23 protein-coding genes are annotated in these 25,601 nt (G+C 64.0%); 11 read left to right on the top strand and 12 right to left on the bottom strand.

Features of this window, described 5'->3' with window-relative positions; translation table 11 throughout:
• Positions 1-278 precede the first annotated feature (278 nt).
• Positions 279-1,262, bottom strand: coding sequence for a sensor domain-containing diguanylate cyclase (locus G559_RS0116955; RefSeq protein ID WP_028629373.1), 984 nt, complete (start codon positions 1,260-1,262; stop codon positions 279-281).
• Between the two features lie 172 nt (positions 1,263-1,434).
• Positions 1,435-2,604, bottom strand: a complete 1,170-nt coding sequence (gene mltA, locus G559_RS0116960; RefSeq protein WP_036997527.1) for a murein transglycosylase A — start codon at positions 2,602-2,604, stop codon at positions 1,435-1,437.
• Between the two features lie 160 nt (positions 2,605-2,764).
• Between mltA and G559_RS0116965 the strand changes: the two genes are divergently transcribed.
• From G559_RS0116965 to G559_RS0116980, 4 genes are all read left to right on the top strand, one after another.
• Positions 2,765-2,959 (top strand): hypothetical protein, encoded by a 195-nt coding sequence (locus G559_RS0116965; RefSeq protein ID WP_028629375.1) that lies wholly within the window; start codon positions 2,765-2,767, stop codon positions 2,957-2,959.
• A 299-nt stretch (positions 2,960-3,258) separates the two neighbouring features.
• A complete protein-coding gene (gene ilvA / locus G559_RS0116970; protein ID WP_028629376.1) occupies positions 3,259-4,773 on the top strand; it encodes a threonine ammonia-lyase, biosynthetic in 1,515 nt (504 codons plus the stop codon).
• Between the two features lie 250 nt (positions 4,774-5,023).
• Positions 5,024-6,634 (top strand): 5-guanidino-2-oxopentanoate decarboxylase, encoded by a 1,611-nt coding sequence (locus G559_RS0116975; RefSeq protein ID WP_028629377.1) that lies wholly within the window; start codon positions 5,024-5,026, stop codon positions 6,632-6,634.
• Between the two features lie 184 nt (positions 6,635-6,818).
• Positions 6,819-7,844: a LacI family DNA-binding transcriptional regulator gene (locus tag G559_RS0116980; RefSeq protein WP_028629378.1), complete on the top strand. Its 1,026-nt coding sequence runs from the start codon at positions 6,819-6,821 to the stop codon at positions 7,842-7,844.
• On the opposite strand, the gene G559_RS0116985 is transcribed toward G559_RS0116980, so the two are convergent.
• Genes G559_RS0116985 through G559_RS0116995 form a run of 3 tightly spaced genes read right to left on the bottom strand, consistent with a single transcriptional unit; the run spans position 7,833 to position 10,620 of the window.
• On the bottom strand, positions 7,833-8,444 hold the full coding sequence (locus tag G559_RS0116985) for a LutC/YkgG family protein (RefSeq protein ID WP_028629379.1): 612 nt from the start codon (positions 8,442-8,444) through the stop codon (positions 7,833-7,835). The genes G559_RS0116980 and G559_RS0116985 overlap by 12 nt on opposite strands.
• Positions 8,441-9,853, bottom strand: a complete 1,413-nt coding sequence (locus G559_RS0116990) for a lactate utilization protein B (protein ID WP_028629380.1) — start codon at positions 9,851-9,853, stop codon at positions 8,441-8,443. Before G559_RS0116990 ends, G559_RS0116985 begins: the two co-directional genes overlap by 4 nt.
• On the bottom strand, positions 9,853-10,620 hold the full coding sequence (locus G559_RS0116995; protein WP_028629381.1) for a (Fe-S)-binding protein: 768 nt from the start codon (positions 10,618-10,620) through the stop codon (positions 9,853-9,855). The genes G559_RS0116990 and G559_RS0116995 overlap by 1 nt, the downstream gene beginning before the upstream one ends.
• Positions 10,621-10,729: 109 nt before the next feature.
• Here G559_RS0116995 and G559_RS0117000 point away from each other — a divergent pair, with 109 nt between their 5' ends.
• The 3 genes from G559_RS0117000 (at position 10,730) to G559_RS0117010 (ending at position 13,850) form a co-directional block, all read left to right on the top strand.
• Positions 10,730-11,569, top strand: coding sequence for a helix-turn-helix transcriptional regulator (locus tag G559_RS0117000; RefSeq protein WP_028629382.1), 840 nt, complete (start codon positions 10,730-10,732; stop codon positions 11,567-11,569).
• Positions 11,570-11,677: 108 nt separating this feature from the next.
• Positions 11,678-12,925 (top strand): Zn-dependent hydrolase, encoded by a 1,248-nt coding sequence (locus G559_RS0117005; protein WP_028629383.1) that lies wholly within the window; start codon positions 11,678-11,680, stop codon positions 12,923-12,925.
• A 13-nt stretch (positions 12,926-12,938) separates the two neighbouring features.
• Positions 12,939-13,850 (top strand): dimethylarginine dimethylaminohydrolase family protein, encoded by a 912-nt coding sequence (locus G559_RS0117010; RefSeq protein WP_028629384.1) that lies wholly within the window; start codon positions 12,939-12,941, stop codon positions 13,848-13,850.
• A 61-nt stretch (positions 13,851-13,911) separates the two neighbouring features.
• Here G559_RS0117010 and G559_RS0117015 read toward each other — a convergent pair whose 3' ends face one another.
• A complete protein-coding gene (locus G559_RS0117015) occupies positions 13,912-14,826 on the bottom strand; it encodes a LysR substrate-binding domain-containing protein (RefSeq protein WP_245586514.1) in 915 nt (304 codons plus the stop codon).
• A gap of 180 nt (positions 14,827-15,006) precedes the next feature.
• Between G559_RS0117015 and G559_RS0117020 the strand changes: the two genes are divergently transcribed.
• The 4 genes from G559_RS0117020 (at position 15,007) to G559_RS0117035 (ending at position 20,059) form a co-directional block, all read left to right on the top strand.
• On the top strand, positions 15,007-15,747 hold the full coding sequence (locus G559_RS0117020; protein ID WP_028629386.1) for a class II aldolase/adducin family protein: 741 nt from the start codon (positions 15,007-15,009) through the stop codon (positions 15,745-15,747).
• Positions 15,748-15,836: 89 nt separating this feature from the next.
• On the top strand, positions 15,837-17,228 hold the full coding sequence (locus tag G559_RS0117025) for a YjiH family protein (RefSeq protein ID WP_028629387.1): 1,392 nt from the start codon (positions 15,837-15,839) through the stop codon (positions 17,226-17,228).
• 73 nt (positions 17,229-17,301) lie between these two features.
• The gene (locus G559_RS0117030) at positions 17,302-19,038 is read left to right on the top strand and encodes an amidohydrolase (RefSeq protein ID WP_028629388.1); all 1,737 of its coding nucleotides are present in this window, start codon (positions 17,302-17,304) and stop codon (positions 19,036-19,038) included.
• A gap of 46 nt (positions 19,039-19,084) precedes the next feature.
• Positions 19,085-20,059: a CobW family GTP-binding protein gene (locus G559_RS0117035; RefSeq protein WP_028629389.1), complete on the top strand. Its 975-nt coding sequence runs from the start codon at positions 19,085-19,087 to the stop codon at positions 20,057-20,059.
• A gap of 250 nt (positions 20,060-20,309) precedes the next feature.
• On the opposite strand, the gene G559_RS0117040 is transcribed toward G559_RS0117035, so the two are convergent.
• The 6 genes from G559_RS0117040 to G559_RS0117065 form a co-directional block, all read right to left on the bottom strand.
• On the bottom strand, positions 20,310-20,708 hold the full coding sequence (locus tag G559_RS0117040) for a hypothetical protein (RefSeq protein WP_028629390.1): 399 nt from the start codon (positions 20,706-20,708) through the stop codon (positions 20,310-20,312).
• A gap of 364 nt (positions 20,709-21,072) precedes the next feature.
• A complete protein-coding gene (locus G559_RS0117045; protein ID WP_028629391.1) occupies positions 21,073-21,264 on the bottom strand; it encodes a hypothetical protein in 192 nt (63 codons plus the stop codon).
• Positions 21,265-21,362: 98 nt separating this feature from the next.
• Positions 21,363-22,004: an SCO family protein gene (locus G559_RS0117050; RefSeq protein WP_028629392.1), complete on the bottom strand. Its 642-nt coding sequence runs from the start codon at positions 22,002-22,004 to the stop codon at positions 21,363-21,365.
• Between the two features lie 21 nt (positions 22,005-22,025).
• On the bottom strand, positions 22,026-23,801 hold the full coding sequence (locus G559_RS0117055) for a multicopper oxidase family protein (protein ID WP_051246735.1): 1,776 nt from the start codon (positions 23,799-23,801) through the stop codon (positions 22,026-22,028).
• 358 nt (positions 23,802-24,159) lie between these two features.
• Positions 24,160-24,714 carry a hypothetical protein gene (locus G559_RS0117060; RefSeq protein ID WP_028629394.1) on the bottom strand — a complete coding sequence of 185 codons (555 nt, stop codon included), beginning with the start codon at positions 24,712-24,714 and terminating at the stop codon, positions 24,160-24,162.
• A 230-nt stretch (positions 24,715-24,944) separates the two neighbouring features.
• The coding region (locus tag G559_RS0117065) for a glycine cleavage T C-terminal barrel domain-containing protein (RefSeq protein ID WP_028629395.1) at positions 24,945-25,601 on the bottom strand (657 nt) is incomplete at its 5' end.

Here is a 25,601-nt window from a genome sequence, read left to right on the forward strand (position 1 = left end):
ACCGTTCAAGATTTCAAACACAAAGTCTAGGTGGTTGAAGAGCGTTGGAGAGGCCAGTTCGTCTGTTTTATGGCGAATTATTTCGCGCTCTTTACTGGTGATCTTAAGTCTTTGATTTATTGATATTCGATCTTCCGGAGTCCCGGTCGAGCTTGGATGGTGGGTCGGTGAAGCGTGACCCACCCTACGGATGTGCCAGGTGCAGGGGCTGCTTGGCGTAGGGTGGACGTCGCTTTTTTTGTCCACCGTCCGGAATCCCGGTCGAGTATCGGTGAAGGTCAGTGACCTTCGATTTGTTCGTTCGACAGGAGCACGGCGTCGTGCGGCCCCCACCGGGCCGATTCAAGGCGGTTGCGACCGCGTTGCTTGGCCTGGTAGAGCAACCGGTCCACGGCCTGGATGAAGGGAAGGGGCTGGTCGTCGTGACGGGGAACCACCGTGCCGACGCCAAGGCTGATGGTGAGCAGGGAAGCAACGCCGGATTTCTCGTGGGGGATGCACTGTTCGCGGATCAGCTTGCGGCAGCGCTCGGCCACCTGGCGGGCGGCGGGCTCGTCGGTAGCCGGGAGGATCAGCACGAATTCCTCGCCGCCGAAACGGGCGACGAAGTCGCGGGGGCGAATGGCGGCATTCATCAGGGCGCGGCCGACGCTCCTCAGGCAGTCGTCGCCCTGGATATGGCCGTAGTGATCGTTGTACTGCTTGAAGTAGTCGATATCGAGCAGGATCAGCGACAGCGGCTCACCCGTGCGTTGGGCGTTGGCCCATTCCATGTCGAGCATCGAGTCGAACATACGGCGGTTGGCGACACCGGTGAGGCCATCCTTGTAGGAGTACTCCTCAAGTTGCTTCTGCAGGTCGATCAGTTGCTGCTCGGCTTTCTTTCGCTCGCTGATGTCGAACATGAAGCCGATCAGGGCTTCCACGTCGCCCTCGCTGTTGCGCATCACGTGCACCACGTCGCGAATCCACACGTAGTCGCCGCTGGCGGTGAGGGCGCGATAGTCCGCCTCGTGGTCGGTACCGGCCTGGGACTGGGAAACGCAGAAGGCGACGACCGCGTCTCGGTCGTCCGGATGCATGCGCTCGGCCCAGTCATTGACCGTCACCCAGCTGGACTGGCTCCAGCCCAGCAGTTCTTCGATCTGTGGGCCGATGTAGGCGAAGGTCATGGTCTGCCAGTCGATCTTCCAGGGGATCGCCCGGGTGGACTCCAGCAAGGCCTTGTAGACCTCCTGGGTGGATTCGATGTCGTCGCTCATGGCTGCCCCCGTGCTGGCCGATTCGGTTGGCGCCTTCCCTTGCGCAAAGCCTTCTTATACCGAATCAGCCGGGATTCAGGCAGTGGCCTCGAAGGCCAGGAGATCGATCTCGTTGCCTTGCGCCCAGGCGCCGCAGAATGCCCCAGCCAGGGCGTGCCGGGGCGGTGCGTGGTCAAGCGCCCGGTTGCGCGGCGGGGGCGGCATTGGGCAGGGCGACGCCCTTGGGCCAAAGCAGCCAGATCTGGCCCTGCTGCTTCATGTTGCCGGCCAGTTCGCCCGCTTCGGCACCGGTACCCCAGAACAGGTCCGCGCGTACTTCGCCGGCGATGGCGCCGCCGGTGTCCTGGGCGGCCACCGGGCGGGTCACCAGGCTGCCGTCGGGGCGGGTGGTGGAGAGCCAGAGCAGGCTGCCCAGGGGGATCACCTTGCGGTCGATGGCGACGCTGTAACCGGCGGTGAGCGGCACGTTGAGGGAACCGCGCGGGCCTTCGTTGCTGTCCGGATTGAGGCCGAAGAAAACGAAGCTGGGGTTGCTCGCCAGCAGTTCCGGCACCCGTTGCGGGTTCGCTTTCGCCCAGTCGCGGATTGCGCCCATGCTGACGTCTTCTTTGTTCAGTTGCCCTTGCTCCACCAGCCAGCGCCCCACCGGGCGATACGGGTGGCCGTTCTGGTCGGCATAGCCGATACGCAGTTGGCGACCGCTTTCCAGCTGGATGCGGCCGGAGCCCTGGATCTGCAGGAACTGCAGGTCCATCGGGTCGGTCAGCCAGGCCAGCACCGGGGCCTTGACGCCCTGGGTGCGGATGGTGGCGGCGTCGTCATAGGGCTTGAGGACGCGACCTTCCAGGCGGCCGCGCAGGCGCTTGCCCTTGAGCTCGGGGTAGAGGCTGTCCAGGGCGACCACGATCATGTCTTCGGGAATCCCGTAGACCGGAATCGGCGTTTGCTCGGTCTGTTCCAGGCTGCCGGCATACACCGGCTCGTAGTAGCCGGTGATCAGGCCTTCGGGGCTGTTGCGGGCGTTGCGCAGGCTGTAGACGTCCAGTTGGGACTGCAGGTAGGCGCGCACGGCGACCGGATCTTCCGGTACCTGGGTGGCGCTGGTACAGGTAGCGGACCAGACCGGGTCCTTGGCCAGTCGCGCGCAGGCCGAACGCCAGGCGTTGAAGCCGGCAATCACATCGGCATCGCTGCTGGCAGGGAGGTCTTCCCAACGGGCCTTGGAATAGGTGTCGACCTTTGGCGGTTCGGGCTTGGCGGGCTCCTTGTCGCAACCGGCGAGCAGGGAGAGCAGGGCGGCGACGCAGAGCGCCAGCCGACCCCGGCGGAAGAGGGGGGTCATCACGTCGTGGTGTTCCTGGTGAGTGATTCGAGCGCGGTAGCTTGGTGAATGGCTGGGTCAACGTCAAATTCGACGCACGGTTGTATTGATCCAAGCCACTGAAATCATAAGGAAATATTCATCTAATAGGGTGCTCGCAGCTTTTACAGAGGCCTTTGGTGTGACCCGTATCGTTAGAAACTTCCGCAAGACCCTCGACGCCGTGGCCCTGAACAACGAGGCCGCCGCCGTGGCCGTGATGCGCGCAGCCGACCGAATCGGCGACGCCGCGCTGAAAGAACAGCTGTTCAATGTGATCCAGCGAATGAATCAGGACGCGGCCGAGCTGCGCGTGGTGCGTGACCATGTCTCCTGAACAGCTGCAGGGGGATGCTTCTGCTTCGATCGAATGAAATTGCTGCTTGACCTGAAGGCACCCGGGCTTCTAGATTGCCCGCCATGACTCAATTCCCTTGGTTGTCCGGCCCCGCGATAATTACCGCCATTCCAGCAGTGGCGGGTTAGCCGACGACCAAACAAAAACCCGCCCTCGAGGCGGGTTTTTTCCTTCTGTCTCCTGGGCGCTGAAATCGAAACCAGGAGCCCAGCATGACCACCTTCACCACCCAACCCGGCACCCCGCTCACCGAGCGCCCACTGGATGAGCGCGAAGGCCTGCTCAAACACTACGTGCGCGAGATCCTCGCCGCGCCCGTGTACGACGTGGCCATCGAAACGCCCCTGCAGCCGGCACGCCAGCTCAGCGAGCGCCTGGGCAACCAGGTGCTGCTCAAGCGCGAAGACCTGCAGCCGGTGTACTCGTTCAAGATTCGCGGCGCCTACAACCGCGTGGTGCAACTGAGCGCCGAAGAGCGTGCGCGCGGGGTGATCGCCGCTTCGGCTGGCAACCATGCGCAGGGGCTGGCGCTGGCAGCGCGTGAGCTGGGCGTGCAAGCGACCATCGTGATGCCGCGCACCACACCCGAACTGAAGGTGCAGGGCGTGCGTTCGCGTGGCGGCAAGGTGGTGCTGCATGGCGATGCCTTCCCCGATGCCCTGGCCCATGCGCTGAAACTGGCGGAGGAGCGCGGCTTGACCTTCGTTCCGCCCTACGACGACCCGGACGTGATCGCTGGCCAGGGCACTGTGGCGATGGAAATCCTGCGCCAGCACGCCGGCCGCCTGGACGCGATCTTCGTACCGGTCGGCGGCGGCAGCCTGATCGCGGGCATCGCCGCCTACGTGAAATACCTGCGCCCCGAGGTGAAGGTGATCGGTGTCGAACCGGAGGACTCCAACTGCCTGCAAGCCGCCATGGCCGCCGGTGAGCGGGTGGTGCTCAGTCAGGTGGGGCTGTTCGCCGATGGCGTGGCGGTGGCGCAGATCGGCGCACATAACTTCGAGGTCTGCCGGCATTTCGTCGATGAGGTACTGACGGTGAGCGCCGACGAGATCTGTGCGGCGATCAAGGACATCTACGACGACACCCGCTCTGTCACCGAGCCAGCCGGTGCCCTGGCGGTGGCGGGGATCAAGAAGTACGTGGAGCGCGATGGCGTGAGCGACCACACCCTGGTGGCCATCGACTCGGGCGCCAATATCAACTTCGACCGTCTGCGCCATGTGGCCGAGCGTGCCGAGCTGGGGGAAAAGCGCGAGGCCATCGTCGCCGTGACCCTGCCGGAGCGCCCCGGTGCGTTCAAGGCGTTCTGCGAGGCCCTGGGCCGGCGCCAGATCACCGAGTTCAACTACCGCTACAACTCGGGGGACGAGGCGCACATCTTCGTCGGTGTGCAAACCCATCCGCTGACCGATCCGCGCCAGGCTTTGGTGGAGAACCTGCAGGAGCAGGGTTTTCCGGTGCTGGACCTGACCGATAACGAGCTGGCCAAGCTGCACGTCCGTCATATGGTGGGAGGCCGCGCTGCGTACATCGGCGAAGAGCGGCTGTTCAGTTTCGAGTTTCCCGAGCGCCCCGGTGCTTTGTTCAACTTCCTCGACAAGCTGGGCGGGCGCTGGAACATCACCCTGTTCCACTACCGCAACCATGGCGCCGCTAATGGACGCGTGCTGGCCGGGCTGGAAGTGCCGGAGGATGACTCCCACCTGATCCACGAAGCACTGGACGAAATCGGCTACCCCTACCGCGACGAGAGCGATAACCCGGCCTGCAAGCTGTTCCTGGGATAGCGTCTGTTTTTGCGGGGGGGCGATTTCAATTTTGTAGGGGCGATTTCAATCGCCAAGCGAACCGCAGGTTCGCCCTTCAAATTTCCAGGGGGAGCTGCGCCCCCCGCGCGAATGAATTCGCCCCCACAGTTCTTGTGTCCAGGCATTCAGATCGACCTCGTCAGGCAATTCCGACAAAAGCGATGTTAACGCTAACAATCTGGTGTTAGAGTGCGCCACATTCGTTGACCGATCCTTTGGAGGACTGCCCATGTTGACCTGCGGAGAGCTGCTGGTTGAGCTGCTGGAAGGCTTTGGTGTGGATACCGTGTTCGGTATCCCTGGTGTGCACACGGTGGAGCTGTATCGCGGCCTCCCCAATACCGCTATCCGTCATGTGACGCCCCGCCACGAACAGGGCGCCGGCTTCATGGCTGACGGCTATGCCCGTGTCTCCGGCAAGCCGGGTGTGTGTTTCATCATCACCGGCCCGGGCATGACCAACATCACCACCGCCATGGGCCAGGCGTATGCGGACTCCATTCCCATGCTGGTGATCTCCAGCGTCAACAACACCGAACAACTGGGCATGGGCGGTGGCCGCCTGCATGAGCTGCCGTCGCAGCGCAACCTGGTGTCCGGTGTCGCCGCCTTCAGCCACACCCTGATGCGCCCGGACGAACTGCCGGAGGTACTGACCCGCGCCTTCGCCGTGTTCAATGGCGCGCGTCCGCGCCCGGTGCACATCGAGATCCCGATCGACGTGATCACCGCCCCGGCCGACCACGTACGCCGCAAGCTGGGCGCACTGCCGAGCCGCCCCGGCCCTTGCCTGGACGCCATCGCCCGCGCGGCCGAAATGCTCAAGGGTGCCAAGCGCCCGTTGGTCCTGCTGGGTGGCGGCTGCGCTGATGCGGGCGCTGAAGCCCAGCGTCTGGTCGAAGCGCTGGATGCACCTACCGCGTACACCATCAACGCCAAGGGCGTACTGCCCAAGGGCCACCCGCTGGCGCTGGGCTGCAACCAGGCCTGGGTGCCGGTGCGCCAGATGGTGCTGGAATCGGACGTGGTGCTGGCCATCGGTACCGAGTTGGGCGAAACCGACTACGACGTGGTGTTCGACGGCAACTTCCGTATCGAGAGCCAGTTGATTCGCATCGACATCGACGCCGAGCAATTGAATCGCAACTACCCGGCCGACATCGCCATCCTCAGTGATTCCCGCAAGGCCATTGCTGCCCTGGCCGACGCCCTCGGCGCGGGTGCTGCCTTCAATGCCGACAGCGCGGGCTCGAAGCGCGCCGCCGCTGTACGCGAGCAACTGGACGCCCAGTGGCCGGAAAGCTGGAATGGTCAGCGCAAGGTGCTGGAGACTCTGCAGCAGACCCTGCCGGACCTGATTGTGGCGGGCGATTCGACCCAGCCGGTGTATTCCGGCAACCACCTGTTCGAGGCCACCCGCCCGCGTAGCTGGTTCAACTCCGCGACTGGCTACGGCACCTTGGGCTACGGCCTGCCGGCGGCCGTTGGCGCCAAGCTGGCCGCCCCCGAGCGCCCGGTGATCGCGCTGATCGGCGACGGTGGTATCCAGTTCACCCTGCCGGAACTGGCCTCGGCCGTGGAAGCCGGCGCGCCGATCATCGTGCTGCTGTGGAACAACAGCGGCTACGGCGAGATCAAGCGCTACATGAAGAACCGCGATATCCCCACCATCGGCGTCGACATCTACACCCCGGACTTCCAGGGCCTGGCCCGTGCCTTTGGCTGCAATGCCGAAAAGGCGGAAAGCCTGGACCACCTGGCCGAGTTGCTGAAGACCGCCGCCAAAGCCGACCGCCCGACGGTGATCGAAGTGTGGGAGCACGCGGAGTTCCTGCAGTAACGGAGTGGCTTCCGTTTTTCTGTGGGGGCGAATTCATTCGCCAAGGGCAGCGTAGCTGCCCCCATCGAGGCTGCAGGGCGAACCTGCGGTCCGCTTGGCGATTGAAATCGCCCCTACAAGTGCGTGCTCCACTGGGCGCCAATGGGGATAATGCGCCTCCCCTGAAATGGCGCCAGAGGCCAGGATGTCGACCAAGAGCAAACCCACGCTGCAGGACGTAGCCCGGCTCGCCGGGGTTTCCGGCATGACGGTGTCGCGGGCCCTCTCCAAGCCCGACGTGGTCTCTGAGCAGACCCGGCTGAAGGTCGAGCAGGCGGTGCGCGAGCTGGGCTACGTGCCCAACCTCGCCGCCAGCCAGCTGGTGACGCGCCGCAGCGGCATCGTCGGGGCGCTGATCACCACCATCACCAACCCCATCCTCGCCACCACCATCGAGATCCTCCAGCAGGGCCTGGCCCGCGCCGGCTATCACCTGCTGATCGGTGAAACCCGATTCTCCCAGGAAGAAGAAGGCAAGCTGCTGCGGGCGTTCCTCGGCCGGCAATTGGATGGCCTGATCCTCGCCTATGGCTATCACGCGCCGGAAACCCTGGAGCTGCTCCAGTCCACCGATGTTCCGGTGATCGAACTCTGGGACCTGCCCGAGGGCGAAATGCCGCGCCAGCCGGTGGGGCAAGTGGTGGGCTTCTCCAACTGGGCCGCCGGCGCTGCGGCGGGGCGCCACCTGGTGGAATGCGGTTACCACAGACCGGCCTTTTTCGGGTACGACGATGAGCGCGAAAACCTGCGCTTCGCCGGTTTCCGCCAGGCCGTTCTCGACGGTTTGGGCATCGAACCGCAGCGTTTCAATACTTCGCCTGTGCCGCACATCGATGACGGCGTGGAGGTGATCCAGCGCATCGCTCGCGGCGAGATCAACTGCGACAGCGCTTTTTTTACCAACGACATGCCAGCCATTGGTGCGCTCTTCACCTGCCAACGCCTGGGCGTCCGGGTTCCGGACGAACTGGCCATTTGTGGCTTCGGTGACCTGCCCATTGCGCGGGTGGCGATGCCCTCGCTGACGACCGTGCGAATCCCCGCCGAGCGTGTGGCCAACGCCACCGTGGAGTTGCTCTGCCAGCGCATTCGCGGCGAGCAATCCTGGGACGCACTGGTGGACGTGGGCAGCGAACTGGTGGCGCGGGAGTCGACGGCGCTAAGGCGTTAACAACACGTGCACCGCGCGCGGCCCATGGGCGCCGTAGAGCAACTGGCCGCCGATGTCCGCCGTGCTGGACGGACCGGTCACCAGATGCACTGCCTGGGTGTCGCGCCCCGTCAACAACGGCCAGAGTTGCTCCAGGCGAGCCAGCAGCCGGCTGCGTGACAGCACCACCAGGTGATGCTCCGGCAGGAAGTTGAGCCGGGGCGGGTTGTCGGCATCGGCGAGCATCACCAGGCTGCCCGTTGCGGCGATGCCGGCGAAGGCCTTGCCCACGGCGACAGTGTGATGGGGCAGGGCGCTGCCGACGTCCACCGGCAGGTCGCGCCAATCCAGGCTGGCCAGGGATGGGGCGAGGGCGACCGGTCCTGCCAGTCGCCGCCGCGCCAGATAGCCGGCGAGGGCGTCGGGCAGCGCCTGCATGCCTGGCAGGCATTCCATGGTCACGCCGGTGACGGCGAGCCGTTCGCGCAGGTGTTGTTCCAGGTTGCCGGCAGCGGCGAGGGCAATTGCGCTGGAGAACGGCCTGGGCGCCGGTGCATCACCCGGCTGACGCCCGACTGCCAGGCGAATCTTGTCGAGGATCGCTGCGCGTGAGCCGCTCATGGTCCGTTCCTCTTCTGTTGCTTTTCCCAGAGTTGCTGGAAGGTCGCGCCCTGTGGCGCCGGCATGTCGCGTTCGGCTGTCCAGGCACCGGCAAGGGGCAGGCGACGCAAACGTCCTCGGCTGCCGGCAACCCGGCGCAGGATTTGCGCGAGCATCGCGCTGGCGAACCGGTAAAGGGCAGGGCGGCGCGCCAGGGCGCCCCACAGGCGCAGGCCCCAGCGACTGCCGGTTGGCGTCAGGTGCCGTTGCCACTGCTGATGGCGCAGTTCGCGGAGCATGTCGGGCAGAGGGATCTGCATCGGGCAGACTTCTTTGCAGCGGCCATTCAGGGTACAGGCGTTGGGCAGGTCGCGGGTGTCCTCAAGACCGGCCAGGTTCGGCGTCCAGACCGATCCCATGGGGCCGGGATAGATCCAGCCATAGGCATGTCCGCCGACCCAGTTGTACACCGGGCAGTTGTCCATGCACGCGGCGCAGCGGATGCAGCGCAGCATGGGGCGGAATGCGCCGGCGAGCATTTCGCTGCGGCCATTGTCCAGCAACACCACATGGCATTCCTCGGGACCGTCATCGGCTGGGCCGCCGTAGATCGAGGTGTAGCTGGTCAGCGGCTGGCCGGTGGCACTGAGGGCCAGTAGTTGCAGATGGGTGCCCGCGTCGGCCAGCGTCGGCAACACCTTCTCGATGCTCGCCAGGACAATGCGCACCCGTGGCAGCAAGCTGGTGAGGTCGCCGTTGCCCTCGTTGGTCACCAGCACGTGCGTGCCGTCTTCGGCAACGAGGAAGTTGGCGCCGGTGATGCCTACGTCCGCATCGATGAACCGCTGGCGCAGCAGCCGACGGGCTTCCGCCAGCAGGTCTGCCGGGTCGAGCAGGTACTCGTCGCGGCCCAGCTCCTGGTGATGCTCATGGAACAGCGCCTGTACCTGCCGGAGCGTCTTGTGGATCGCCGGGCCGTTGATGTGGCTGGGCGGTTCGTCGGCCAACTGAAGGATGTACTCGCCCAGGTCGGTTTCGAAGCGCTGGATGCCGGCGCGGGCCAGGGCGGCGTTGATGCCCATTTCTTCGCCGATCATGGTCTTGCCTTTGATGACCTGGCGCGCTCCGGCCTGCCGGCAGATGGCGAGGACTTGCGCCTGGGCTTCCTCCGGGGTGGCGGCCCAATGGACCTGGACGCCGCGTCGGGCGGCAGCGGCTTCGTAGCGCTCCAGGTAATGGTCGAGGTGCGCCAGGGTGTGATCCTTGATGGCGCGTGCCTCGTCGCGCAGGGCCTGGAAACTGCCGGTGGCACCTACCTGGCGGCGAACGTGGGCGGCGAAATGGCGGTTGTCGGCCATCGCCTCTTGCAGTTCGGGATCGAATAGCGCGACACGGGCCGCAGACTTGAAGCGCGCGGAACGCAATTCCATCAGTCGCTTCTCCCTTCGCCGATGGCGAGGCCGTCGGCCATGCCCGCCAGCACTTCGGCGGCGTGGAATACCCGTACCGGACTGCCCAGCCGGGTCAGGCGGCCGCTGATGTTGAGCAGGCAACCGAGGTCGCCGCCGAGCACGATGTCGGCGCCGCTGGCATGGATGTTCGCGACCTTCTGGCTGGCCATGCGTGCGGAAATGTCGGGGTACTTCACACAAAAGGTGCCGCCGAAGCCGCAGCAGGTTTCCGCTTCGTCCATTTCCACCTGTTCCAGCTCGTCGACCCCGGCCAACAGGCGCCGTGGTTGGTGCTTGATGCCCAGCTCACGCAGGCCGGAGCAGCTGTCGTGATAAGTGGCAATGCCAGGCAGGCGGGCGGTGGGGCGGAAGTTCATGACGTCGTCTAGGAAGCTCAACAGCTCATGGCTGCGGCCGGCCAGGTCGAGCGCACGTCCATGCCAGGCTGCGTCGTCCTCGAACAGCTGCGGGTAGTGCAGCTTGAGAAGACTGACGCAGGAGCCGGAGGGGCCCACCACGTAGTCATAGCCGTCGAACGCCTCGATCAGCTTCCGCGCGAGATCACGTGCGAGTCCTGTGGCGCCGCTGTTGAATGCCGGCTGCCCGCAGCAGGTCTGGTTCGCGGGCACTTCCACCTGGCAGCCGGCCTGTTCCAGCAGGCGGACGGCAGCGAAGCCGACACTGGGGCGGTAGAGGTCCACCAGGCAGGTGTGAAAGAGCGCCACGCGAGGTTTCGGGTTGGACATCGGGCACCGGCTGAGTCGAAGTTGGGTGTGGCGGACTCTATGTTAGCGATAACATCCATGTCAACGCGATACCGGACAGGGGTGACCTGCGGTCCGGGGCTGGTGGAGAATGCAGCGTTTTCCTTTCCCGAGTCGCGATGCCTTGAGCTCCTCCGTCTTCGACCTTGCCCAGTGGCTACGACTGGAAGCCAGCCTGATCGATACCATCGGCCAGCCGGAATTTCCCGCGCGCCTGCTGCAGGCACTCTTCGCTGCCGTGCCCATCGACACGGCCTTCATCGTCGCCCATGCCCCGGGCCAGCCCCCGCTCATGCTGGAGGAAGGGCGGGTGCTGCCCGCGCGGCGCGAGGAGGTTCATCGCTATCTGGCCGGCCCTTACCTGCTGGACCCGGTGCATCTGGCGTGTGTCGAGGGGCGTCGTCAGGGATTGGTGCGGCTGGCGGATATCGCCCCCGACCAGTTCCAGGAGTCCGAGTACTACCGCAACTTCTACGCCTCCCACGGGCTGGCGGATGAAGTGAACATTCTCATCGGCCTGGAGCGCGCAGGTGGCATTGCCCTGTCGATGGGACGAATCGCTTCGCACGGCGCCTTCGCGCCCGAGGAGCTTGCCGTGTTGGCCTCTATCGAGCCTTTGGTGGCCGCTGCTGCCCGCAGGCACTGGGCTGCGGAAGCGGTCAGCGGCGATGGCGCGGGGCAGGCCCTGCACGCGCAGTTGGAACGCGCCTTCAACCGTTTCGGTGGTGACTGCCTGACTGATCGGGAGGCTGAAGTCGCGCGGCTGATCCTGCGGGGGCACTCGTCGAAATCGGTGGCGCATGAACTGGCCATCAGCGCGGATACGGTGCGGGTCCATCGCAAGAATATCCATGCCAAGCTCGGCATCAGCTCCCAGGGCGAACTGTTCTCGCTGTTCCTGGCTGCCATCGCCACGCCGGGCGCGGCATGACCGGGCACTTACCCTAATCTGGGTATGGTTCCGCCCGATGGCCGAACCTAGGCTGTCCCCCATCGTCACCACCGGCCGCGCGCCGGTGGCCAACCGGGAGACAGCTGCATGGCCAACACACACATCCATTCATTGCGCATCAGCGGCGAGCGCCTCTGGGGGCGCCTCATGGACATGGCGCGGATCGGTGCCACCGAGCAGGGCGGTTGCAACCGCCAGGCCCTGACCGACCTGGACAAGGCCGGGCGCGACCTTTTCGTGGGCTGGTGCCGCGAAGCAGGTTGCGAGATCAGCGTGGACCAGATGGGCAACGTCTTCGCCCGCCGCGCCGGCCTTGAAGACGACCTGCCGCCGGTGCTCACCGGCTCGCATCTGGATACCCAGCCTACCGGTGGCCGCTTCGATGGCGTTTATGGCGTGCTGGCGGGGCTGGAGGTGATCCAGACCCTGAACGACGCCGGCATTCGCACGCGTGCCCCGCTGGAGGTGGCGGTGTGGACCAACGAAGAGGGCGCGCGCTTCTCGCCGGCCATGATCGGCTCGGGTGTCTGGGCGGGTGCCTTCGACCTTGCCTATGGCCACGGCCGCACTGACAAGCAGGGCGCGAGTATCGCCAGCGAGCTGGCTCGCATCGGCTACTTGGGCGAGCACCCCGCGCGGGCTCGCCCGTTGACGGCCTCCTTCGAAGTGCATATCGAGCAGGGGCCGATCCTCGAAACCGAGGGCCTACAGGTGGGCGTGGTCACCGGGGTGCAAGGTATCCGTTGGTACGACCTGACCCTGGAGGGGCAGCCGGTGCATGCCGGCCCCACGCCGATGACGGTGCGTCGCGATCCATTCATGGGGCTTGGCGCCATCCTTCCGCGCCTTTACCAACTGGCCGAGGAACATGGGCCCTGGGCTCGCGTGACCTTTGGCGACATCCGCGCCGAGCCCGGCTCGCGCAATACGGTGCCGGAGCGCCTGGTACTGGCGGTGGACTTGCGCCACCCGGACCAGGCCGTGCTGGAGCGGCTGGACATCGACTTTCGCCGCATCGTTGCCGAAGAGGCCAGTCGCCATCGTTTGCAGGCCGACATTCGCGAGGAATGGCATTCCCCTGCGGTGACGTTCAATGGCGATTGCGTGGCGGCCGTGCAAGGCGCGGTGGATGCGCTCGGCTATTCGCATCTGCGGATGTGCAGCGGCGCCGGCCATGATTCGGTGTACCTGTCGCGAGTCGCCCCCACCAGCATGATCTTCGTCCCCTGCGAAGGGGGCATCAGCCACAACGAGGCGGAAAACGCCGCACCTGCCGACCTTGAAGCCGGCGCCAACGTCCTGCTGCACGCCATGCTGCGCATGGCTCAATCCTGACCTGGAGAACCTGATGAGCGCATTCACCCTGAAACACCGCCGCGACGGTGGCGACACCCCTCGCCTGGAAAACTGGGGGGCTGATTCCGAGTACGGCGTCCTGCGTGACGTCCTGCTCGGCCCGGTGGATCACTACCACTGGCTGGAAACCAGCTCCATCTCGCGCAAGAGCCTGCGCCTTGGCTATCGCTTCGACGCATCCGTGGCGCGTGCCCAGCACGCGGAGATGGTGGACGCGTATCGAGAGGCGGGCGTGACGGTGCACATGCTGCCGACGGACCCGAGCCTGAAGTATCAGGTGTTCGCCCGAGACTCCAGCGTGATGACGCCCTTCGGTCCGATTGTCACCCAGATGGCCCAGTGGTGGCGTCGTGGCGAGTACGCGCCGGTGATCCAGTTCTACAAGGACAACGGCATCCCGATTTACGACATGGTCACCGCCGGGTCTTTCGAAGGCGGCGACTTCATGATGCTGCAGCCGGGCGTGATTCTCTGTGGCTATACCGGCGAGCGCTCCCAGGAGCCGGCGGTGCAGCAGATGAAGGGCTGGCTGGAGGCTGAAGGCTGGGAAGTGAAGCTCTACGGCATGGACCCCTTCTTCGTACACATGGACGCCCTCTGCGTGATGCTGGCCGAGCGTCTGGCCGCCGTGTGCGTGGATGCCGTGGAGCCGGAGCTGGTTGACTGGCTGAAGGCCAAGGGCATCGAGATCGTCGATATTCCCTTCAAGGATGCGATGGAGCTGGGCTGCAATGTGGTGGCGCTGGGCGAGGGCAGGGTGCTGTTGCCGTCCACCAGCAAGACGCTGAAGGAGAAGTGCCTGGCCCTGGGCCTCAAGGTCTATGACCCGGACATCAGCATGATCGCCAAAGGCGGTGGCGGCGTGCATTGCATGTGCCAGCCCCTGCGCCGCGATTCGGTCTAGAGACCGTCTCCTGCGACGCCTTGTGGGAGGCGATTGAAATCGAACCCCACAAGGCCAGCATTCAGCCGTCGGTGTTCGCTGGCTCTTCACTCCACTGCAACAGCCATTCAGCGAAGCGCTCAATCTTGGCATCGCGGCTTTGCTTCGGCACCACGACGTAGTACTTCCCGGATACCAGGGGCTCCTGGCAGGCAATGACCAGGCGACCGTCTTCCACTTCCTTCGCCACAAAGAAGCGCGGCAGCACGGTGACGCCCAGCCCGTGAAGGGCGGCGTCGAGGACGAACTGGAAGTGTTCCAGGCGTTGGCCGGGCAGGGCCTCGATCTCCTTGGAGGAAAGGCCGGCACTGTGCAGCCAGAGCTGGGTCGAGGACTTGGTCAGGCTGGTGAGGGAGCTGTGGTGGAGCAAGGGATAGCGCAGGATGTCGCGCCGCTCGACGATCGGACCGAAGCGCTCCAGCAGGTCCGGCGTGCAGACAGCCACCATTTCGCCAGCCATCAGGAAGCGCGCATCGAACTCCGGCCAGTCGCCGTCGCCGTAGAGAATCCCGACGTCATAACCTTCGTGCCGGTCATAGAGACGGCGCAGGTCGTTCATGATTTCCAGTTCGACTTCAGGATGCTCGCGGGCGTACTCCTTGAGCTTGGGCAGCAGCCAGCGAGTGGTGAAAGAGGGTTCGGCGCCGACCCGCAGCCGCCCTGAGTGGCTGCTGCGTACGCGCATGGTGGCGGCTTCCAGCTGGTCAAGCAGCAGGCTGACTTCCTGCACGTACTCACGGCCCTGGTCGGTCAGCAGCAGGCGCTGCCGAACCTTCTCGACCAGCGTGCACCCAAGCATGTCCTCCAGGTTCTTGATCTGTCGGCTGACGGCACTTTGCGTCAGGTTCAGCTCCTCCGCTGCGCGGGTGACGCTCATGTGTCGGGCGAAAGCGGCGAAGCAGCTGAGGGAGATCATGCTTGGGAGCTGGCGGCGCATCGGAGTTCATTACATTTTGGAATGATTGTCAGCAAGATATATCGATATTCGCACCTGGGCAAGCGCTCTAATCTCCGCCCCGAGGGACCATTGAAGGGTAGGCGCATCCCCCCGGTGCGTAGGCTCACGGACGCGCCGAGCTGCCCAGCGATGTCGATTCTTGACCGGCTGGAATGCTCCATGAAAACAAGCAGCAATGAACAGATGCTCCGTACCGACCTCGCTGCCGCTTACCGGCTGCTGGAGGTCAATGGCTGGAGCGACCAGGTCTTCACCCATATCTCGGTCAGGCTGCCGACGGATGAGCCCGCTTTCCTGATCAACCAGTACGGCCTGCGCCCGGACGAGGTCACCGCCTCCAACCTGGTGGCCATCGACGTCAACGGCCGCAAGCTCGACGACCGCGCCCCGGAAGTCAATCCCGCCGGTTTCACCATCCACAGCGCCATTCACATGCACCGCCACGATGCCGTCTGCGTGATGCATACGCACACCTTGGCCGGTATGGCCGTGGCTGCCCTGGAAGAAGGGCTGTTGCCGCTGAACCAGACCAACATGGCCTTCTACGAGCGGGTTGCCTACTACGACTACGAAGGTATTCCGCTGGACCTGGAAGTGCGCCAGCGCATCGTCGCCGCCTTGGGCGACAAGAAGGCCGCCATCCTGCGCAACCATGGACTGCTGACCGTCGGCCGCAGCGTGGCCGAGGCCTACTTCCTGATGTTCTACCTGAACAAGGCCTGCGAGATTCAGCTGGAGGCCATGAAGACCGGCCGCCCGCTGCGCATTCCGTCCCATGAGGATTGTGATTTCACGGCCCGCCAGTTCGACAACGAACGCTACCACCTGGAAAGCGTCGACCTGGTCTGGCAGGCCGAGTTGCGTCGACTGGACCGCCTGGACGCAACTTTCAGGGCCTGATGCCCGTTCCGAACGCTTGAATCTGCCGTGCGAGCCGGGGCCACCAGCGACCGGTGCAACATCCACTACAAATACAAGAAGGTGTGACCATGCAAGAACAACCCGATGCCGGATCGGTACTTCCCCAGTCCGGAGGCCCCTTGAGCCAGTACAGCACCGCACAGCTGCTGCGTTTCCTGATCCCTTCGCTGATCGGCGTGATGCTGTTCCTGGTGCCGTTCGAGATCAACGGCAAGAGCAACATCCTCATTGCCTACGTGATCGACTACATCAACGACGTGGTCAAACCGATGATGGTGCCGGTCACCGTCGGCGTCGCCACCATCCCCAGCCTGCTCACCCTGCTGGTCACCTTCAGCGCACTGAAGAAGAACCCCAACCGCTTCATCCAGCTGTTCAACCCGGGGCTGGGCTGGACCGCCGTGCGCGTCATCGGCGCCGTGCTGATGGTGATGACCTATTGGAAGATCGGGCCGGAATGGATCTGGCACCGCAACACCGGCGGCGTGATGCTCTATGACGTCGGCCCGGTCGTGTTGGCCATCTATTTCCTCTCGGCCATCCTGCTGCCGCTGCTCACCGACTATGGCCTGATGGAGTTCGTCGGCAGCCTGGTCAGTCGAGGCTTCGAGAAGCTGTTCGGCCTGCCCGGCCGCGCCGCGGTGGACTGCATGGCTTCCTGGCTGGCGGCCTCCAGCGTGGGCATCATCCTCACCACCCAGCAGTATCGCCAGGGCTACTACAGCAGCCGCGAGGCCTGTGTGATCGCCACCAACTTCTCCATTGTGTCGATTGCCTATTCCTACCTGCTGCTGAAACTGATCGGCATGGAGCACGTCTTCGTGCCCTGGTACATCGCAGTGGCCATCACCGGCCTGCTCTGTGCCCTGATCGTGCCCAAGTTGCCGCCGCTGCGTGGCAAGCCGAATGCCTACCACCCCGTCGTGGGCAAGCAGCTGAAGACTGACCGTCGCGAAGGCGAAGGCCTGTTCGCCCTGGGCCTGCGCCGCGCCATCGAACGTGCCGATACCGCGCCGTCGATCTTCGCCCAGGTGCGCCATGGCGTTCACGTGAGCATGGACATCGCCATCTCCGTCTATCCGGCGATGATGGTGATCGGCTGCCTGGGCCTAGCCCTGGTGGAGTTCACTCCGCTGTTCAAGTACATGGCGATTCCGCTGGTGCCCTACATGGAGCTGCTGCAGTTGCCAGAAGCCGAGAAGGCCGCCCCTGCGCTGCTGGCCGGCATGGTCGACAGCATCATGCCGTCGATCCTGGGTGCCAGCATCCAGAGCGAGGTCACCCGCTTCGTGATGGTGGGCGTGGCGGTCAACCAGATCATCTTCTTCACCGAAGCGGCCATTCTGCTGATTCGTGCCGACATCGGCCTGAAGCTGCGTGACCTGCTGATGATCTACGTGCTGCGGGTCCTGGTTTCGCTGCCGATCCTGGCGCTGCTGGGCCACCTGATCGTCGGCTGACCGGCTGCCGGGGTGCCGCCAGGTACCCCGGCCCCAAGCCCATAACAAGATTCCCGATTCGGACTTCACTGCCATGGAAAAACACACCGACTTCCGCTCGTCGAACCTGCCGGGGCCTTCCGGCGCCGCCGACCTCGTGCTGCTCAACGGCCGCATCTACACCGTGGACGCGTCCAACTCCTGGGCCGAAGCGGTGGCCATTCGCGGCGGGCGGTTCGTCGCGGTCGGCTCCAGTGCCGAGATGGATGGCCTGATTGGCGCCCATACCCAGGTCCTGGACCTGAAGGGCCGCTTCGCCATGCCCGGCATCTACGACATGCATACCCATCCGGACCTGAAGCTGGCGCCTGGCTACGCGGGATATCTGGAAGTGGGTGTCGAGGACCCGACACCGGAGCAGGTCAAACAGGCCATTCTCGACTACGCCGCTGCCCATCCTGGCGATGGCTGGGTCTATGGCCAGTATTTTGTCCGCTACACCTTCAAGCAGGTCGGCCTGGTGCCGGATCGCGAATGGCTGGACAGCGTCCTGCCGGATCGCCCGGTGGCCATCCTCGACCGTTCCTGGGGCTGCATGATGGTCAACTCCAAGGCATTGGAGCTGGCCGGTATCGACGCCAATACCCTGGACCCGCGTCATGGCTACATCGAGCGCGACAGCGTAACGGGTGAGCCCACCGGCATCCTGGTGGACGGCGCCTACGCGCTGATTCATGCCGCCATGCCGCCGACGCCCCTGCACGCGCTCAAGCGTGCGTACCGCGAAGGCGTCTGGTTCCAGAGCGGTCATGGCGTGGTTGGCACCAAGTACGTGCACGTCTGCGAACACCGCCTCAACGCGCTGAAGTCCATCGACCAGGTCGGCGAGCTTTCCGTCCGCGTGGAAGCCGCCATCAGTTGGCAGGACGATATCTTCCCGGTGAAGCGCCGTTGGGAGCTGCTGGCAGGCGAGCGGCACTTCTATAGGAGTGCGCGGCTCAATGCCAATGCGGTGAAGTTCCACTTCGACGGCACCCACGAGTCGCGCTCGTCCTACCTGTCCAGCGCCTGGCCGGGCGAAAGCAGCTGGCGCGGTCACCTCAACCTGACGCCGGAGCACATCACGGACATGGTGGTGGACATGGATCGCAAGGGCATCCGCGTGATCGCCCATTGCACCGGCGACGGCGCCTCCGACCTGTTCCTCGATGCCGTAGCCGAGGCACGTCGGCGTAACGGTGACAGTGGCGTGCGCCACCAGTGCGCCCACAGCACCACGCTGCTGGACGCCAACCTGCCGCGCTTCGCCGAACTGCAGGTAACGGCGGAGTTCTCGCCGGTGGGCTGGTTCCCGTCGTCCTTCGCCAACGCCCGTGCCGTGTTTGGCGAAGACCGTATGCAGCGCGCCTACAACTTCAAGGGTGTGCTGGAGCACGGCGGGGTGGCCGTGATGGGCACCGATTGGCCGGTTTCCAGCATCAATCCCTGGATCGGTTTCGAGGCCATGGTCACTCGCGAGAATCCCTACGGTGAGGAAGAGGGACAGTTCTATGGCAGCCCCATCAGCCTGGAGCAGGCCATCCGCGTGATGACGCTCAATGGTGCCTGGTGCATGGGGATCGAAAACAAGGCCGGTTCCATCGAGGTGGGCAAGTCCGCCGACCTCATCGTGCTCGATCGCAACCTGTTCGAGGTGGCGCCCAAGGGGAACATCCACAACACCCAGGTGCAGCTGACCCTGCTGGAAGGCGAAGTGACCTGGGACCGACATGGCGAGTTCGACGAAACCAGCTACGCCGCCACCTGGCGTGGCGAGTTGCCGAACTTCTGATGTGCAAGGCCGGGAGCATCCCGGCCGACGGCCAAGAGGCAGGACGATGAGTAAACGCAATCCCATCCCCGTGACCATAGTTTCCGGCTTTCTCGGCGCCGGAAAGACCACCTTGCTGAACCGCATCCTCACCAGTGATCACGGTCTGCGCATGGCAGTGATGGTCAACGACTTCGGCGCCATCAATATCGATAGCCAACTGATCGTCAGCCAGACCCAGACCATGGTCAGCCTGGCCAACGGTTGTATCTGCTGCACCGTGGAAAGCGATCTGATCGAGCAGCTCGGGCGCCTGCTGGACGACCGCGCCAATCGGCCGGAGTACATCGTCATCGAGGCGAGCGGGGTATCCAATCCGAGCAAGATCGCCAATACGCTGCGTTACCCGCAGTTCCGCGAAGCGCTGGCCATCGACAGCATCCTGACGGTGGTCGATGCCGAGCAGTTCGGGCAGCTGGACGGCGCCATGGCCCAACTGGCGATGGAGCAGCTGGATGTGGCCGACATCATCGTGGTGAACAAGGTGGACCGGGTCAGTCGCGAGCAGATTGACGCGCTCAAATCCCGCTGGCTTTACCCTAATGCCCGAGTGCTGGAAAGTCAGTACGGCGAGGTACCGCTGGAACTGGTACTGGGTGTGGGGCGCTTCAAGGAAGGCTGGAGTTTCCGGCCTGCCGCAACCGCATCGGCTCCGGTGCTGGCGGCGACCACGGAGCAGGATCACGCGGCAATCTTCGATACCTGGAGCTTTTCCACTGAGCGGCCGTTGTCTCTCAAGGCGCTGCGCAAGACCCTGGCCGCCTTGCCAAGCGAGATCTACCGCGCCAAGGGCGTTTGCCATATCGCGGAGGCGCCCGGTAAGCGCTGCACTCTGCATCTGGTTGGCAGCCGCAGTGAGATCAAACCGGAAGACAGCTGGGAGGGCGGGGCGCCGCATACTCAACTGATCGTCATCGGAGCGCGCGGGGCGGTGGATGCGGTTGAACTGCGGTCGGCGTTCGAGGCGTGTATTGCGTGTTGAGGGCGGACTTGTGGTGACGATTGCCATCGCCAAGCAAACCTCGGCTCTGCCACTCGAACGTCATGCGGTAGCTGTTGCGAGACATTGACCATCGGTGCAAGAGCCTACAGGCCATGCAGCTGCTTGCAACACGTAATCCGGACATTAGCTTTTGCCCTCCCGATAAAGAAAGAAGGCGCCACAGGTGGCGCCTTCTGCCTTTCGAGGATTTGCATACATCGTGATTGCCTGCCTCTGAACGGCTCCAGGATCAGCTGATGCGGTTGGCACCAGTGCGGTCAGCGCCGCCTTCAGCGACATCGAAAGCCTTGGTGTGGTCGGACCCACCTTCGGCGACATCGAAGGCCTTGGTGCGGTCGGAACCGCCTTCGGCGACATCGAAGGCCTTGGTGCGGTCGGAGCCACCTTCGGCGACATCGAAGGCCTTGGTGCGATCGGAGCCGCCTTCAGCTACCCGCAGGGACTGGGAGCGGTCGGAACCGTTTTCAGCGATACGGTTAGCGCCGGTGCGGTCAGCACCACCTTCGGCTACGCGGTGGATGCTGTTGCGGTCGGAACCCCCTTCAGCGACAACGGAACCCTGGGGCAGGGCAAAAGCAGTGGCGGACAGGCTGGCGATGAACAGGCTGGCAAGGATTTGCTTTTTCATTTTCGGGCACCTCGGTGAGGGGGGTGGAATTCGTCTACGGGGCCCATGTTACTGATACGTTTTCGATCAAGAAGTGATCCTGCGTGATGGTTGCCATCGACGCCGATGATAGTTATTTGTTGTCTATTAAAAACAATGAGTTAGGACTTCTTTGAGAGTGCCATTGCGCAAGGTGGAAAGGCTTTTTCCCAAAATTGGCATAATCGATTTATTCGATGTTTGTGGGTGTGACGTAGCGAGCGGATAAGCCTGGTAGGGCCGAAAGGTCCGTTCTAGAGCGGGGCGGGAGTGAGCGGGGCTTGGTGGGAGCTAACTCCGCCCGCGAAACGCTTCGGTTCGCGAGCGGAGACTGATGAGTCGAGTGTCAGCGCTTGCCCATGGAGCGGCGGGAGCCGCGTGGTGCGGGACCGGGGCGCTGGCCTCGGTCGTAACCCTTGAGGGTCTGGTAGTAGGGGACGTTCTGTTTCTTCGGCTTGGCCGGCTCGGCGGTGCTAGCGGCTGCGGCCGGGTTTTCCTGGGGTTGGGCTTCGGCCTGATCGAGGTCTTGGCTGGTCATGCTGGTTCTGCTCTGTGCGGGCTTGGCCCGCGAGCGGGCCGGAGGCGCGCATCATACACCACCCGGCCTCCAGGTGCTCCCGGAGGCCGCCGGAGTGCTCAGGACTCCTGGGGTTGCATGCCCCAGCCGGTGAGCTCGACCCGGGGGTCGACATGGTTGATCGCCGAGAGGATGTGCTCCGGATCGGTCAGTGCCGGCGCCATCGTCCAGCGGCCAATGGGCTCGTAGCCGATTCGCACCATTCCGGTGTGGGTGAGCTGGTTGCCATCCACCAACGGGTCTACATCGTAGAAGCCCAGGGCGTAGCGCAGGTCGAGAATGTCCTGTGGGTCACCGGTGAGGTATTCCCAGCCAGGGCCGATGTGGAACTTGTCGACGTATTCCTGCAGGTGGCGCGGCTGGTCCAGCTCGGGCTGCAGGGTAATGGAGTACATGAAGACTTCCCGTCCCACCCGTTCACCGAGCATCTGCTGGACCTTGCGCAGGTTGGCGGTTGCGGTAGGGCAGTTCCGGCCGCAGCTGGCGTACATCATGTTGAGCACTACCACCTTGCCGCGTATCAGGTCTTCATAGAACTGAACCTTCCTGCCCTGATGAGTGAATAGCGTTGGGTTGGGGAACCTGGCGTTGCCCGAGCGAGCCATTGGCTGGCGCTCGGTGGAGGCGCCCATGGCTCCCAGGGCGGCTAGCCCGAAGAGGCCGGCACCCAGGCCGCCAATAAGGTTTCTGCGTGTGTTCATGAAATAGTCCTCCCTCCGCCGTCATACGATGTCGAAGCGCAGCATCATCGCGTGGTCTTCATGGATCAGGTTGTGGCAGTGCATGACGTACTTGCCCTTGTAGTCCCTGAAGCGGATGAAGACGCGAATGGTCTCGTTCTTGTTGATCGTGTAGACGTCCTTTCGACCCAGTTCATGGGCAGGGATCGGCAGCTGCTGACCGTTGCGCATTCGCGAGATGATGCGGCCTTCCTCCAGGTGGATATGGATGGGGTGTGACCAGCCGTTGTCGATATTGATCAGCTCCCAGATCTCTCCACGACCTTGGGGCACATTGAATCGGGGCGCATTGACGTTGACGAACTGCCCATTGATCGCCCACATGTTGTTGGAGCGCTCGAAGACGAAGCGGCGCACCGGGGCGGCGGCGATGTCAGCGGCGGTCACTGGCGGCAGAGGGCGCAGATTGGCGGGTACCTGGCTGAGGTCCTGGGCGGTTGGCCAGCGGTCCACCACGATCTTCAGCACGCGGACGCCGGGCTCCTTGATGTCCTTGGGGCCGCGGGTCTCTTCCTGGCGCATGCGGTTCACCAGATAGAGCGTGGTGCCCACCACGTACTTGGAAAAGTCGACCACTATGTCGGCGCGTTCGGCGACGCCAAGGGTAATGCTCTGCTGGTTGAGCAGCGGCTTGGGTAGCAGGTTGCCGTCGTTGCCGATGTAGGTGAAGTTCTGCTTGATGTTGTTCGGGTTGACCAGCGAGAAGGCATAGAAAAGGCTCGGCCCGGCATTCAGCAAGCGGAAGCGATAGCGTCGCGCGGCCACTTTAAGCACCGGCTCGATCATGCCGTTGACCATGACCTTGTCGCCCAGCACCCCTTCGGGATTGATCTCGTCGTAGTAGAGCCTGCCTGTGGCGTCGAAGCGGCGGTCGGCGAAGGCCAGTGGGTAATCGTAGGGATGGCTGGGCAGGCGCAGCGCTCCCGGGGTCGGGTCAGCTTCGTTACCCGAATCCAGGTGATCGTAGAGCAGGTAGAAACCCACCAGGCCCCGATAGAGATTGGACGATGTGAAGTCCAGGGTGTGGTCGTGGTAGAAGAGCGTGCCCAGGGCTTCGCGGTAGTCACCCACACTGTTGGGCGGGGTGTTGAAGCCGGCATAGGCGTTGGGATAGAGGTGGTCCTTGAACTTGCCCTTGGCGGTCAGGGTTGGCCCGGCCTTGGTTGCGCTGTAGTAGTCACCGGGAAAGCCGTCGCTCTCCGCGCCCGCGTGCAGGTTGTGCAAGTGGGTGGAGATTTCCGGCGTGCCGAAGCCCGTGTGGTTGGCCGGCAGGTCGTTGTAGATGCGGCAGATCATCGGGTGACCGTAGTGGGTCATGACCGTCGCACTGAACTCGTTCGCCGGGGTATTGGCCGCGCGATAGGTCCACACCTTCTGCGCCGGATAGGCCGGGTTGAACACCCAGTTGGGCGTTTCCTTGGCGCGCAGCTCGTAGTACTCGGCGTTGGGACTGAACCGAGCCCAGAACTGGTGCGGTCCCCTCCCGGCTTCGCCACCGGCGACATTGGCCAGTTCGGTAGGTGCGGGATTGAGGTAAGGCACGCTGGCCGCGGGCACAATCTGCTTGGGTAGCTGCATCACCCAGGGGGTTGTGGGTGGGCTGGGCGGCAATATCGGCGCCGCAGCCTCGCTTCGAGAGGTGCGTAGCAGGGCTGGTGCGGCTACAGCGGCGGCGGAAAGCTTGAGAAAGTCGCGCCGTCTTAGGTCCGCCAGCCTGTCTTTCTTGTTTTTGGCTTTCTCAGGATTTTTACCTTTCATGGGTGTGCTCCACCTCCCCACCACGAACCCGCGCAAACGGCCTGCCTTGGATGCAGTGCTCCAAAGCTCGTTTTCCCCATCCGTTTGCACGAAGGTGCAGGCCGCAAAAGAAATTGCTCGCGCGGCCCAAGCGCCAATAACTCGACTAAAGACCTCTCACTTGGCGAGCGCAATTGTCGAAATGACAATAATTCGCCGCTAATAGTGGCTAGTGGCTTCTGGCACTAGGTACAGCGCTGAATGTATCAAGATATTTCACGAAGACGGGCGGCTTGCTTGGGAGGGTAGGCGGTAGAGCGGTTGGAGCGGGGTGGTAGCGACCGGAAAGGAGGGTGAGTTCCGGTCGCTCCGGGGGGAGTTACTTGTACTTGTCGTGGAACAGGGCGATCTGCTTGACCGGCTTGGGTTCTTCCTTGCCCAGGACGTACACCACGCGCTGACCCTCGGGGCCGCCGCCGATGTCGACGTAGCTGAAGGTCGGTTCGCCGATCTTGTACATGTCCATCATGTCGCCGTAGCGGCTGAACACGAAGATGACGCCTTCTTCGTCACGCAGTTCGCCATAGAAGGGCTGGGCGGGCGGCAGGCTGACATCGAGGAAGCGCTGGGCAGAGAGCGTTTTCGCATCCTTGCCCTGGTCGGCGGATTTCAGGATCAAGACGATGTTGCGACCGAAGCCGTCCTGCTTGCCGGTGTTCTGTTTGATCGGCGCAGTGCCACTCTTCACGTATTCCCGGTAGGTGGCGTAGTCGTCGAAGACGAACAGTTCTTTCTCGGTGCGGATCTGATACCAGTCTTCGTTATCCAGGGCTACCGCCTTGGCGGGGGCCGGGGCCTGCATGGCACAGGCGCTGAGGGTGGCGGCCAGCAGGGCGGCAACCAGGGGTTTGATCAGGTTCTTCTTGTCGTTCATCGGAGGTCCTCCCCAGGAAAGTGGAGCAGAGAATCTGCCTGTGGCGGATGACCGGTTGATGACGGCATTGTGTCGCTCGAATGAATTACGAAAGGCTATTTATTTCAGTGATTTATAGGGACTTCTTAAGATGCGGCCTGTGCACGATGCCGGTGCAAAGAAAAAGGGTGGAGATTGTCGTCTCCACCCTTCAAGGCCCCGCCGAAACGGGGCAGTCGAGGGACTCTGATTCAGCCGCGGTAGTAGCGCTGTGGCACGAAGGGGGTCTTGGCCACTTTCATGGCGACACGCTTGCCGCGCACCAGGGCCCAGACCTCGCTGTCCAGGGCGGCATGGCTGGCCGCGACGTAGCCCATCGCGACCGGGGCGCCGAGGCTCGGGCCGAACCCGCCGCTGGAGACACGGCCGATCACGGTGCCGTCGGCATCAACGATCTCGGCACCTTCGCGCACCGGTACGCGCTCTTGGGGCAGCAGGCCGACGCGCTTGCTGGGCACGCCGTCGCGCTGTTGGGCAAAGATCTTGCCGGCACCGGGGAAGTTGCCGGCGCGCAGGCCGTCGGCGCGGCGGGCCTTGGAGATGGCCCAGATGAGGCTCGCGTCCACCGGCGTGGTGTCGGTGTTCATGTCATGGCCGTAGAGGCACAGGCCGGCTTCCAGGCGCAGCGAGTCGCGGGCGCCCAGGCCAATGGGCTGGACTTCCGGCTGGGCCAGCAGGGTGCGCGCCAGGGCTTCGGCCTGGGCCACGGGCACGGAAATCTCGTAACCGTCTTCGCCGGTGTAGCCGGAGCGGCTGATGTAGCACTCCACGCCTTCCAGGCGCACGCGGCCAAACTGCATGAAGGTCATTTTCTTCACGTCCGGCGCCAGGCGGCCGAGCACCTCGGC

The organism is Metapseudomonas resinovorans DSM 21078 (assembly GCF_000423545.1).
Taxonomy (GTDB): Bacteria; Pseudomonadota; Gammaproteobacteria; order Pseudomonadales; family Pseudomonadaceae; genus Metapseudomonas; species Metapseudomonas resinovorans.